A 13383-nucleotide genomic window follows, 5' to 3' on the forward strand; every position below is an offset into this window, starting at 1 on the left:
AGATAAAACAATAAGATCGATATTTTCCACCATAATAGATAATAAATATCCCCTTTTTTTGGATTGTTTCTATTTATAATGAAAACGCACCCATAACAATCAAAGGAGCTGATTTGTTTTGACACGTAACAAACGCTTAAGAAGATTGTCCACCGCCATGTTAACGGTGCCTATGCTCACGATGTTCGCTTCAGGTGCAATGGCAGAGCAGGAAATGAACGGACATAAGCCTCCGGTTTCTAGTGGAAGCGGCGTATTTTATGAAATTTATATCAATTCTTTTTATGATTCGAATGGAGACGGACACGGTGATTTGAAAGGAATCACACAAAAACTTGATTACTTAAACGATGGAAAACCCCATTCGGGTAAGGATTTGCAGGTCAGCGGCCTCTGGCTTATGCCCCTTAATCCATCTCCAAGCTACCATAAATATGATGTAACTGATTACTATCAGGTGGACTCGCAGTATGGGAGTCTAAATGATTTCCGCGCCTTGATGAAAGAAGCGCACCGAAAGGGCGTCAAGGTGATCATGGACCTTGTTATCAATCATTCGAGCAGCGAGCACCCATGGTTTAAGGAGGCCAGTGCCAACCCACAAAGCAAATACCACGACTATTACGTATGGGCGGATGAGAACACAGATCTGGAAGAAAAGGGCTCGTGGGGTCAGCAGGTATGGCATAAGAATCCGAATGGCGAAGGGTATTTCTACGGTACATTCTGGTCGGGCATGCCGGATCTGAACTTTGACAATCCCGAAGTCCGCAAAGAAATGATCAAAGTCGGCAAGTATTGGCTGCAGCAGGGTGCAGACGGGTTCCGGCTAGACGCGGCGATGCATATTTTTAGAGGTCAGACGAAGGATGGTGCGGATAAGAACATCGCTTGGTGGAATGAATTCCGTTCCGAGATGGAGAAGGTAAATCCAAATGTATATCTGGCAGGAGAGGTATGGGACAAACCGGAGACCATAGCCCCTTATTACGGACCGCTCCATTCCCTGTTTAATTTTGACCTGGGTGGAACGATTTTGAACTCCGTGAAAAACGGCCGAGATCAGGGTATCGTGGCATTCGCCGAGAAAACGCTGCAATTGTACAAATCGTATAATAAGGCGGCACTGGATGCTCCGTTCCTGAGCAACCATGACCAGACCCGTGTCATGAGCGAACTGGGCGGGGATGTGCGAAAAGCCAAGCTGGCTGCTTCCATTCTTTTGACGCTTCCGGGTCAGCCGTTCCTCTATTACGGGGAAGAAATCGGTATGAAGGGAGAGAAGCCTGATGAGTATCTTCGTGAGCCTATGCGCTGGTACAAGGGAGATGGCCCTGGTCAAACGACGTGGGAGAAACCCAAATACAACACAGGCGAGGTATCGGTGGAAGCGCAGCTGAAGAACGATGATTCCCTGCTGGAAAGCTATCGCACACTCATCCGTCTGAGGGAAGAACATGAAGCTTTACGCAGCGACAGTCTGCAACCTATACAAGCAGGTTCTGCCAGCGTGACCGCATTTAAACGAACTTCAGGCAAAGAAACACTGTATGTATATCATAACCTGTCTGGAGAGCCGGTTACCCTGCAGATGAAAGATTTCGATAAGGGTAAATGGAAAGTGGTCTTCTCCACCTCAAAGAATGTAAAGGTGAAGAAAGGAACAGTTACAATTCCGGCTTACAGTTCTCTAATTACCGAAGAAGACAGAAAGAGCTGAATATACGGCAAAATTACTGTTCAGATGAAGCAGGATATATATCGATGAATCCAGTTTGGGGTGTTAACAGCACCCCATTTTTTTATATAAGTTTTGCTGCATACGAATAGAGGATTTAAAACCGTCAGGAGATCAGTTATATGTCAAAAAGACAGTTTTTACGAGGTTGTGTGTTGAACCGGGAAATTACTCGTTTCAACTAGACCACTTCGATGTAAAGCACGCCCCTTAGAGTACACACAGGGAAGGATAAATACATTCTCCAGTGTATATTCCAAGGGGCATTGTTTAGTACCCTCAATCATAGTAAAGATCGGACGATTCCATATGATTATAAAGGGGGTATGCCTTCCGGTACATTTCGGCTCTTGCTCTTAGCAAGCAACTTCTCATCGAACGGCAGATTCTCTTTGATCGCCCACAGGTCGTCATAGCTGAGAATCCAGCGATCGGCTCTGGACAGATCCTGCCGGCCGGAGCCGGGATTGTGGAAGCCGATGCAGTGCATTCCTGCGCTTTTGGCTGCCTGGACACCGTTCTGTGAATCCTCAATAACGATGCAATGGGCCGGTGCAATGCCTAGCTGTTCGGCGGCGTATAAGAAAATGTCCGGTGCCGGCTTACCCTGCAATACCTCTTCACCGGTGATTCGAATGTCGAAGTAACGGCCAAGTCCTGTCTTTTCCATAATGAGATCAATTAGCGCTCGTGGAGAGGAAGAGGCTACCGCGACCGGAATCCCTTTCTCTTGCAGCCAGTCCAGCCACCGTTCCAGTCCGTCGATCGCCACAAGGCCCTCGTGTGCAATCATCGTCTGCATCACATTTTTTCGGTGATAGGTCAGGGCCTCTTCCACCGTATTGGTGAGCTGATGTCTGTCCAGTACCTGACGCCACATAGATTCGAGTGTCACTCCAACATAGGTATGGTGCTCTTCTTCCGTCATGGACGCACCGAAATGGGCAAAGGAGCTGCGTTCAACTTCAAAATAAATCGGTTCGCTGTCTACCAACACCCCGTCCATGTCGAAGATGACCGCTTTGACCGGAACGGACGCTGATGGGTCTCCTGTGCATTCATGATTCGTCGGTGTAACATGATGAATGCTCGTCATGTCCTTCTCCCCCTTGTTAGTAGCTAAATTTAGTTGCCCGAGCCATTCGATTGCAGCACAATCTTGATCGCCTGAGACGAAGGCTGAAGTGTCCGCTCGCTGATATTGCATCCAAGTGTCTTAAAGGCTTCATGGTAGTCATCAAGCGGATACGAGTGGGTAATGATTTTTTTGGCGGGAATGATCTGCTGCTCAATCAGGTAATGCGCCGTGGAGAACGTGCCCAGAGAATCAATCGAGCCGATGATTTTAAGGCTACGGTCAACGACCTCTTTCGGATTAAACGAGCTTATCCCATCTCTCAGCCCCACCAGCATCAAATACCCGCCGCTCGCAAGCTGGCTTAATACCTCAGTGCCGACCACTCCTGTGGTATCCACAATCATGTCCACCTGATTCTTTAACGGAGCTAGCTCATGAATGGCCGACTCCAGTGTGGCGTGCGCGGACCATCGCTCAGGGGCAATGGAATCCGCTATGGCGAGCCGCTCCTCCGAGATGTCAACGAGGCAACCAGTTACACCTTTCGAAGCAAGAGCATAGCTGTACAGAATCCCGATCGGACCTGCGCCTAAAATAACGGTTGTGAAGTTCGGCAGCAGGTTAATCTGGTTGATCCCGGTTAGCATACAGCTCAGCGGTTCGGTCAGCGTCGCTTCTTCGTAGCTGATATGATCCTTCAGCTTGTACAAAAAACGGTCCTCAGTCACATAATAATCGGTGAACGTACCGTCGGCGCTGACTCCGGTCTCTGTTACGGCTTTATGTGTGCAATGATTCTGTCTTCCTGTCCGGCACATTTCGCATTGACCGCAGTAATATGTTGGATCAATCACCACACGGTCCCCAGGCTGCAGTGAACTGACGGCTGATCCTACAGCGATCACATCCCCCGCTGATTCGTGGCCCAAGATCGTGGACGGCACGGCATGATATTTGCCACTAATGATGCCTAGATCCGTACCGCATACGCCTGTCGCCCGAATCCGGACAAGTACATCGTTATCTTTTTTAATCTCCGGGATAGGTCTTTCCTCAAGTGCGATATCCCAAGCTGATTTGTATACCAGTGCAAGCATGAATAATTCCTCCTTTTGCCTATTGGGCAGATCGTTAGTGAAGGGTAGCAAGAACGGTGTCAAGCCGTTTAACAATTTCGACAATCTCATCTTCTGTAGCCGTGAGGGAAGGTCTCACTTTAACCACATTGCCATAACCGTAACGGGAACCTCTGAGAATTAATTGCTGTTCGTCAAATGCACGATCGATAATCCCATTGCTTTTCACTGCATCCGGGGCATCGTCCTCGTCGACAATTTCCAGTCCCCACATCAGTCCGACGCCACGAGCCTCACCAATGCAATCGTGCTTGTCGGCCATCTCCGTCAGCAGGGTTCCGAGCAGGCTTCCTTTGGACCGAACGGCTTCCAGAAAACCGGGCTCAGATACAACCTCCAACGTGGCTTTGGCTGCCGTAACCGAGATTAGATTGCTGCCTGAGGTGAAGGAGTGCTCGTGCTTCTCCAGGACATTAAGACGAGACTGCATTAATACCGCTGCTACCGGTACACCAATGCCGCCGAGACCCTTGGCGAGAGTAATGATATCTGGCTGGATATCCAACAACTCACTTGCAAACATGTAGCCTGTCCGCCCAATCCCGGTCTGCACCTCATCAGCGATCAGGATCAGCCCGTACTCGTTGCACAGCTGACGGAGCCGCTTAAAATATCCTGCAGGTGGGATGATATTGCCTCCGTTGCCCAAGATGGGTTCAATAATCATGCAGGCCACAGAGCCTGAGCTTGCATACTCAATGGCATCCGATATGGCTTCGACGCATTGATAGCCACACTTGTCAGGCGAAGAATTAAACGGGCAGCGATAGCAGTAGGGAGCAGGTACATGCAGGGAATTTGCTGCAGCCGAGTTGGGAAATTTCCTCCGCCGGAAGGCGTTGCCGGATATGCCTGTTGCGAACTGGGTCTGCCCATGATGGGATAGATACAGGCTGATTATATCGAGCGCTCCGGTATATTTCTGGGCTAGCTTTACAGCGCATTCGTTCGCTGTGGAGCCGGTAATATCTCTCATCCATCCCGCGTCGATGCCGTTCGGCGTATACTGGATCAGATGATCCAGGACTTCCTCGACGTAAGGCTCGGTAAAGGATGAGGACATGTGGGCAAGATTGGCGACTTGTTCCTGTACCTTGGTGACGACATGAGGGTGATTATAACCGAGCGAGAGATTGAAAGTGCCAGATACGCCATCCAAATATTCCTTACCCGAATCGTCAATCAGAGTAATGCCTTTTCCGTATCTGAAACGTTCTTTGGTTAAGGTATGCACGAAACTTCCCCTCCATATCAGAATATGCATTCTTATTAAGTCATCCTTATAATGTGTACCGCCCTATTACAGCATAATGCGGCTGAACTCACCTCCCCAAAATACTGCGATTTCACAGATAAGAGATAACCGCAGCAGCAGAATCAGCCCGAAAAGCCAAAATGTGATAGGCCTCACCTCCCCTAAGAGCTAAACAATATCATCCTTCCTTGGCCTGATGGACAAGGGAGTCAACTACTCGGCTACCCCGATCATTCCATAGATGCGTGAGAATAAGTGCCAGCAGCAAAATCAGAGTAAACCCTCCTAAAATCCAAAGGCTAGCCGTCACGGGCCATTCGCTCATGCTCCAGCCTATTACATATTGAAGCACCGAGCCGCCAATTCCGCCCGACGCAATCAGAATGCTAGTTGTCCGCTCGGTCATTCCCGGAATCAGCACGTTGGCATAGACAAGGGCGATACAGAAGAGTCCAGACATGAATAGACCTGCACCGAAAATTATGAGGTATGTAGCCCATTGGTTGGATATAAACACCATGGCAACTAGGAAACAGAAAGTACCGATTGCACTCCAGAGCAGGAAAGGAATATATCCTGCCGACTCTGCAATCCTTCCTGAAAACATACGACCAATGATCATTGCAATCCAAAGCACACTGACACCCAGCGAGGCTACGGATCCCTGAAGCTGTAGCGTCTCTGTCAGAATAGAAGGTAGGAAGTTCATGAGCCCTAGTTCAAGACCCATATAAACAAAGAAGAATATAATGAAGATTCCTAGCAATACACGATGCTGTCCTGAGTAACGGGCTTGTTCAACTGAACGTTCAGTAGTTCGGATGTCTGCTTGGGTAAGGTGAGAGGAGGCGGAAGCAGGCATGGTAAGCCATAACAGCGCTAAGATAAAAGTGAGAAGGGAGATGGTGTAAAAGGTTAGATTCCACATTCCAAGCCAGATATACAGGCTAACGATCGCCGGAATAAGCAGTGCACCAAGTGCAAAATAGACATCCAGCTTAGACATGGCTACGGCCTTTTGTTCCTCCGTGAACTCAATTGTAAACGCTCCGATGGACGATTCAATGATGCCTGAGCCGAAGCCAATCCAGATGGCCATTGCGATGACCCAATTCCATGAGGGTAGTACACCCAAGATAATGCACGCTGCCACGATACTGCCCAGGGCTATGGATAACATGGACTTGCGACCCATATGTAGAGCCATGAAGGGGGTTAGCAGAACACCGACAAGAAATCCGAAAAACTGCAGGAACAGCAGTAATCCACCATCACTATACCCCCGTCCATAGTGAGGCAGTAAAGTCGGCAGTAATGCACCAAGCACCACACTGGTGACGCCGATTAACAGATAGAAAGCACAACTTAAAGCGAATAGTCTCTTCAAGGCCTAACCCTCCAGTAGGTCATATTTTTTTATATGAGTATTTTTTTACTAGAATATACCATTAGATTGGAAATGTATATATATTTTTATATAGAAAATGTAAAAAAATCATTTGACAATTTTACGCGTATTTAACTTTAATTGTGTTTAATCCAGTTAAGGCGAAACCCGGTTATCTGAAGTAACTGCAAGCGGAAGGGGCAAATAAGATCAGCCCAAATTGTTTTCGGGCGCCAAACCGCTCATAATTGAGGCATAACTTTGTGTTTGCAAAATTAGGTTAGTAAGGAAGCCTAACAGTTGTTTTACTGAATAAAAACTATGATTGATAGGGTAGGAAAAAGAATGTTAAACGCTTACAATTCAAAAGGGAGAGGGAATTTTATTCGAAAGTTGAGAAGGAGAAAAATGAAGAGGAGAAGAAGGAATGCAGTGCAGCATAATTATCAATAGTCATGTGTACGGCTTTTTTGAACTTTACAACAAAAGGAGTCTACCAGAATGAATTTTTATTTAGAAATCCCGGAGCTCGACCGACATTTTCCTTTTCGGAGTTTTATTAATAAAGGCGACGTGCTTTGCTACCCTCACTGGCATAAGGAAATTGAAATTATATATGTGACCCAAGGAACCTTGGATCTGGGAATTAACGATATTTCGATACGCATGAAACAAGGTGAAGTTCAGTTTATAAATGGGGGTGATGTTCATTATTTCTTGGCTTCTCCCGACAGCGAACGGGTGGTTATTCAATTTGATCTGAGTTTTTTTCAAGAGGTTTCCACATTAAGTGATCAGAAACGCCCTCTTCGATATATATTTACGGAGATGGAGCAATCAAGCTGGAACTGGCCAGAAGAAACTGCAGCTAAAATGCTTCCTCTGATTCAGAGCATTTATGATGAGAATGTCAACCACCACGAAGGTCATGCCTATATGATCAAAGCCAAGCTGTTTGAGATGTTGACTCTTATTATGCGTGAAGTGCCGAGAAGCATGACGCCAAGGCTTCCTGAAATTTCTGAAAGAACCTTAACACAATCAAAGGACACCCTTTATAAGCTGGAACGTATTTTTGAGTATGTGGAATGCCATTATCATGAAACCATCTCGCTGAAGAATGTCGCTGATTATATGGGTTTCAGTCCCTATTATTTCGCCAGACTGTTTAAGAAGAATACGGGGATGACCTTTGTAGCATTTTTGAATGATTACAGACTGAACAAGGCCAAATGGATTTTGTTGAATGAAAACAATCCGATCACTGAGGTCGCAGAGGCAGCAGGATTCAGCAGTGTAAAGACGTTTCATCATCTCTTTAAGGAAGCGACAGGAACATCACCATTGAAATACCGCAGGACAATATTCGGGAATAATACAGCAAGAAATGAGGAGGAAAGCTTTTCATGAGATTTGTATGATAGAGCTATCCGACGAAGTGAAGGGAGAGTTACGAGGACTTTAAAATTTATGGATCCATGAGCAACCGCTTGATATGGTGGTGGGCTTAAATCAGAAGTGGAGGAAGAAGAAAATGGGCAATCGTATATACAATGTAGTTATTATCGGTTATGGAGGCATGGGAAGCTACCATGTTCAATTGATCGAATCTAATCAGCAACTTGCCGTTGGCGGTGTATATGATATTGTCGATTACCGAATGGAACTGGCTGCGGCTGCCGGCTATAAAACCTACGCTAGCCTGGATGCCGTTCTGGCCGATCAGGCCGTGGATATTGTTTTGATAGCAACACCTAATGATGTTCATAAGGAAATCGCGATCCAGGCGCTACAAGCCGGAAAACATGTCATTTGCGAAAAACCAGTTACGATAACGAGCGCGGATTTCTTGGATATTGTTGAGGTGGCGAAGAAAGAAAATCGTGTGTTTACAGTACATCAAAACCGTCGATGGGATGAAGACTTCCGAATTATCAAAGATATAATTGGTAATAAGACCGTAGGCGAGCTTTTCCAGCTGGAATCGCGAGTTCAGGGGGCTAATGGGATTCCAGGTGACTGGCGGCAACTAAAGGCGTATGGAGGAGGAATGCTGCTGGATTGGGGAGTACATCTATTGGACCAGTTGCTTCAGATTACGGACAGCAAAATAGAAAGCGTAGCTGCTACCCTAAGCTATATTTTGGGGACTGAAGTGGATGACGGCTTTACCAGCTTTATTGAGTTCAAGGATGGCCTGACAGCAGTCATTGAAGTGGGTACAACCAATTACGTAAAGCTACCGCGCTGGTATATTAAAGGAACCGAAGGAACCGCAGTGATTAGGGATTGGGATTTGAGCGGAGAGATCGTCACCCGAAATCCAGATGTCGCTCACGTGGAACCCAAGCCGATTCAAGCAGGTCAAGGATTGACGAAAACGATGGCGCCGCCGTCTGAGGAATCCACCCTTAAGTTCCCGATTGAAAAAATACCTGCTGCTGCAGAAAGCTTTTATGAAAATTTTGTCTCCACCATCGAAGGAAAAGCGGAGATTGCAATCAAAAGCGAAGAAGTACACCGTGTATTGGTGCTGATTGAGACGATTTTTGAGGCGGCGGCAACCAAAAGCGTGATTCGAAGAACTATTTAGATCTGCTGCTTTATTTTCGATCCGTCATAAGAGAGATATATAGGAGCCTGGAGAGAACCAAACAGATTTATGTAATGAAATTTTGGGATGCATTTAAGTAATCAGAAACCTTTGAAATGGTGAGCAAAATAATTTTGCCCACCATAAAACACAAGCGGGTATCGCTCCACAACCCAATTCTATTACTTGATCATTTTTAAGTTGCTGAGATTTCGAATAGATTTAATTTACACGTAAAGAGAAAAAGATGTTTTACATAAAATCCGCTATTTCCTCCTTATAAATCAACATATTCCACTCTAAATTCCTGGAGACGTCAAAGAGGTCACGAATGGGACGCTCAATCTGACAGTTTCGGGAAAAGGAAACTTAAGGGTATATGTACTTGATCTCCCGGGTAATCCTGCTCCCGGTAAGATCGGTGAAAACGGGCCTTTCTTGAAGCCTTAATTTTTAAATATAAGAAGCGTGGAGGAATGACATTCCTAGGAGTGTCGGTGGTTTGAGGTTTTAAAAACACACTCATAAACATATGGGTGTGTTTTTTTGGTGTTGAGGATGAGTCGTTCATGCCATTAACAGAATTTTATCATGATTAAGTAATTCGCCATATTCCTCGCCATTGATTGAAAGTAGCACAGATAACAAGAAGATGTAACATTTGCCGCAGCTTAGTACGTTAATGTAGACACCTTAACGTACTTAAGAGTATTCTTATGTGTACTTAAGAGGGACCCCATTGCAACCAAAACTAATGAATATGTAAGTATATAAAGGAGGCCCATATGTATGAAGTCTCATACCTCTGACCGTATTAAAATCCCGCCAGGATTGTGGGCAGGATTATGTCAATTAGGGTTTGGCGCCCACGACGTCGCTCGCAAAGCACGACTGCCGATCACCATTATTACTGAACCAGTAGTCAACACTGCCCAATATTTCGCGATCTGGCAGGCATATTCTGATCTCATTGGTGACACTGCCCAAGGAATCATCAAGCTTGCGACCGTCTTTGATACAGCGAAGTACCCACCGACCGTCTTAGCGACTTACCACGCTCGGGACTACCGCGACGCTCTAAACCGAATGGCTCGGTACAAACAACTGTGTCCCCCGGAAAGCCTACATATCACTGAGGAGGGCGAGCACTGCACAATTGATCTGGAATGGCTGTCTCCCGAGCAATCTGGTCCGCCGATGCTGGTTGGTATCACGCTGGCTTGTCTTCTGGAGATTGGACGCCGGGGCACAGGTCAACCTTTGACCGCGCAGCTTGTTGAATTTTCGCACTCCATGGGTGATGTACAGGCGCTTGAAGCTTACTTCGGCTGTCGTATCCGGATTGGTGCAAAACGTAACCGATTGACGCTACATCGAAGAGATCTGGGCCGCCCCTTTGTCTCGTACAACGAAGAGCTGCTGGAGATCCTGACTCCTGTTTTGGAGCGGTCGTTGGATGAACAGCAGCGCAGCCGCTCAATTAGCGAGATGGTCAAATGGATCATGAAACGTAGCCTTACAGGAGGGCGCCCCGACATTCAGGCTGTGGCGAAGGAGCTCGGTATGAGCGATCGTACCTTGCAGCGCCGGCTTACTGACGAAAACACGAGCTTCAAGCTTCTGTTGACACAAGCTAGACATGAGCAGGCACGAAAGTACTTGGCAGACCCCTCGCTTGATATTAAAGAGGTGGCATTCTTGATTGGATATGAAGACCAGAACTCGTTTTACCGCGCCTTCCGCCTATGGGAGGGTGATACACCTTCAAATTGGCGGACTGAACATTTAGGTACAAACTCGATATCAGGAGCACGCTAGGACTGCCTAATGAGTTTTGTGATTTGGCGTGTTAAACAAGAACTTTGGCGCAATATGCTAGTTACTGGACAATCCAGACCAGATAATATAATCACTATCCAGAGCACAAGACTGTTTTAAAAAAGGAGAAATGTATTATGGATATGGGATTAAACCATAAAACAGCTTTAGTTACAGGATCAACGAAAGGTATAGGTAAAGCAATTGCCATTGAACTAGCCAAAGAAGGTGTTAATGTACTAATTAATGGACGAAATTATGAAGAGGTAGAACGAACTGTAAATGAAATTAAGTCAGATTTCCCAGCTACCTCTCCTCAAAATGCCACAGCCGATATTGTGGATATTGGACAAAGAGATGCTTTATTCGAAAAATACCCTAATATTGATATTTTAGTTAACAATACGGGTATTTATGAAATTATGCAATATGAGGACGTAGACGATGAAGTATGGGAAAAATACTTCCGCACTAACGTTCTTGCCGCAAATGGATTATCAAAATTTTATTTACCTAAAATGTTGAAAAATGATTATGGCCGCATTATTTTTATTGCGAGTGAAGAAGCAATTATGCCTTCAGGACAGATGCCTCAGTATTGTATGACAAAATCTATGTTGTTATCATTGTCAAAAAGCTTATCTAAATTAACAATAGGAACAGAAGTTACAGTCAATACGATCATGCCAGGACCAACACTCTCTGAGAATGTGCACCAAATCATTGAGAGTATGTATCCTCATGAAGATATGACTTTTTCAGAAAAAGAAAAAGATTTTATGGTTACCAACCTGCCTCAATCTGAAATACAGCGATTTATCAAGCCTATTGAAATAGGTAGACTAGCTACATTTGTATGTAGTCCTTATGCATCTGCATTTAAAGGTTCTCCAATCCGTATGGATGGAGGAATGGTACCGACTATTTTTTAAATATATCTATATTGTTCATTATCAAAGAACCTTGAATTTAATCTCAACTCAATAACGAGTATTCCAGTCAAAATTAATGAAATTATTGTTGCATACTAATTCAATGCTACCACAGCAGCCGGTCACTCGGCTGCTTTAAACTAGCGGGCAGTATTTTAAGATGTCACAAAGTTCCATACCTAAGTGTTTTTACTCCATTTTTACTCCAATAACAATCTTTGATAATAGGTAGAGTAAAAGGGGGAGAACCGTGGTGCGTTTCCCGACGGGTTTACCCGAATATGAAGAAGCTTTAGAACTTGTACTCATAGCATTTTTCAAACACGGATTGTCGATATTCCAAAATACTGTTTAACAGTACTTTTTTCTCTCTAATATCATCATTTTCTTTTGAAATGCCGATATAAAATTGAGTCTAGAGAACTATTTTATACATAAATTTTACCTAAAGGAAGTGGAAAGAGATGTTCAAAAAGAAATGGCTTATCACCCCGTTGGTTGCGACGACACTGTTTTTCGGTCAATCTGCATTTGCGGCAAACATGTTTTCTGATGTGGAAGGAACCAAATATGAATGGGCTGCCGAATCGATTCGTTCCATGGTCGACAAGGGCGTTGTCAAGGGCTATGCAGATGGGACCTTCAAGCCAAGCAAAACTATAACGAAAGCAGAATTTGTACATATGTTTCACAAGCTTTTTCCAGAAATCGATCATTCTTCCGGCGAATCTTCCGACTTTGTGGATGCGCGTAAACACTGGGCGAATAAAGATTTTGCAGCAATATTCAACGGGGACTATGTTTGGCCGTATGCTGAAAGTGTTGGGGGGAAATATCCAAACTATCAATTCTATGTCAAGCCTGACAAACCATTGACCCGCTGGGATGTGATGATGATCGCCTCTCTTCGGACGGATTATACCAATCAGACGCTTCATCCTGAGATTGAGGAAGTGATTTCCGCAGCTGCGCAGTACAAGGATATGAAAGTTCGTCAGGCCAATTACAATGACAATTTCTCGGCCTACTATCCGGTGCTGTACATCGACAAGACTGGAGAAGAGTACTCCTATGATGGCGATTCCCAGGATCAAAAGGCGGAAGCATTCTACACCCTAACCAAGATGGGGGTCCTTACCGCTAATGAAGGATACCTTCACCCAAAAGCGCTAGTCACACGGGCTGAAGCTGTTACCATTTTACAGCGTTTGTACGAAGCCACAACGAAGTAATTTTTAAATCAATGATGATCCGACAAAAGCAAAAAAAGATCCAACAAATGTCTTCATTTACACCACAAAGAGTAGTTCTGTTAGCTGCATAAGGCGATAAACCGCTTTGCAGTAACTATGCATAAAGAGTCGCCAAATTGGCGGCTTTTTTGTTTTAACAATAGATACCAGCCAATAGCTTTCACGAAAAGAGCATCCGTAGCTTCGCGTGGAA

10 protein-coding genes are annotated in these 13383 nt (G+C 45.2%); 6 read left to right on the forward strand and 4 right to left on the reverse strand.

From position 1 onward, the window contains the following. Positions 1 to 118 precede the first annotated feature (118 nt). Entirely contained in the window at positions 119 to 1720 is a 1602-nt protein-coding gene (locus tag KAI37_RS12195; RefSeq protein WP_220031363.1) for an alpha-amylase family glycosyl hydrolase, read from the forward strand. 331 nt (positions 1721 to 2051) lie between these two features. Here the strand turns inward: KAI37_RS12195 and KAI37_RS12200 are convergent, their stop codons facing one another. From KAI37_RS12200 to KAI37_RS12215, 4 genes are all read right to left on the reverse strand, one after another. Then, positions 2052 to 2834 (reverse strand): HAD family hydrolase, encoded by a 783-nt coding sequence (locus KAI37_RS12200; protein WP_023988582.1) that lies wholly within the window; start codon positions 2832 to 2834, stop codon positions 2052 to 2054. Between the two features lie 29 nt (positions 2835 to 2863). Beyond that, entirely contained in the window at positions 2864 to 3913 is a 1050-nt protein-coding gene (gene gutB1 / locus KAI37_RS12205) for a 2-amino-2-deoxy-D-mannitol dehydrogenase GutB1 (RefSeq protein WP_220031364.1), read from the reverse strand. Between the two features lie 34 nt (positions 3914 to 3947). Then, positions 3948 to 5186, reverse strand: coding sequence for an aspartate aminotransferase family protein (locus KAI37_RS12210; RefSeq protein WP_076294704.1), 1239 nt, complete (start codon positions 5184 to 5186; stop codon positions 3948 to 3950). 199 nt (positions 5187 to 5385) lie between these two features. Beyond that, positions 5386 to 6594 (reverse strand): MFS transporter, encoded by a 1209-nt coding sequence (locus KAI37_RS12215; protein WP_220031365.1) that lies wholly within the window; start codon positions 6592 to 6594, stop codon positions 5386 to 5388. Positions 6595 to 7095: 501 nt separating this feature from the next. Between KAI37_RS12215 and KAI37_RS12220 the strand changes: the two genes are divergently transcribed. From KAI37_RS12220 to KAI37_RS12240, 5 genes are all read left to right on the forward strand, one after another. After that, entirely contained in the window at positions 7096 to 8004 is a 909-nt protein-coding gene (locus KAI37_RS12220; RefSeq protein WP_209942186.1) for an AraC family transcriptional regulator, read from the forward strand. 124 nt (positions 8005 to 8128) lie between these two features. Further along, positions 8129 to 9187: a Gfo/Idh/MocA family protein gene (locus tag KAI37_RS12225; RefSeq protein WP_256703409.1), complete on the forward strand. Its 1059-nt coding sequence runs from the start codon at positions 8129 to 8131 to the stop codon at positions 9185 to 9187. A 789-nt stretch (positions 9188 to 9976) separates the two neighbouring features. Continuing rightward, complete coding sequence (locus KAI37_RS12230; RefSeq protein ID WP_076294708.1) at positions 9977 to 11005, forward strand: helix-turn-helix transcriptional regulator; 1029 nt, start codon at positions 9977 to 9979, stop codon at positions 11003 to 11005. 137 nt (positions 11006 to 11142) lie between these two features. Continuing rightward, the gene (locus KAI37_RS12235) at positions 11143 to 11937 is read left to right on the forward strand and encodes an SDR family NAD(P)-dependent oxidoreductase (protein WP_025723368.1); all 795 of its coding nucleotides are present in this window, start codon (positions 11143 to 11145) and stop codon (positions 11935 to 11937) included. A 464-nt stretch (positions 11938 to 12401) separates the two neighbouring features. After that, positions 12402 to 13169 (forward strand): S-layer homology domain-containing protein, encoded by a 768-nt coding sequence (locus tag KAI37_RS12240; RefSeq protein ID WP_104494878.1) that lies wholly within the window; start codon positions 12402 to 12404, stop codon positions 13167 to 13169. The last annotated feature ends 214 nt before the right edge of the window (positions 13170 to 13383 follow it).

The sequence above is a fragment of the Paenibacillus sp. S25 genome, assembly GCF_019454085.1.
Classification (GTDB): Bacteria; Bacillota; Bacilli; order Paenibacillales; family Paenibacillaceae; genus Paenibacillus; species Paenibacillus polymyxa_B.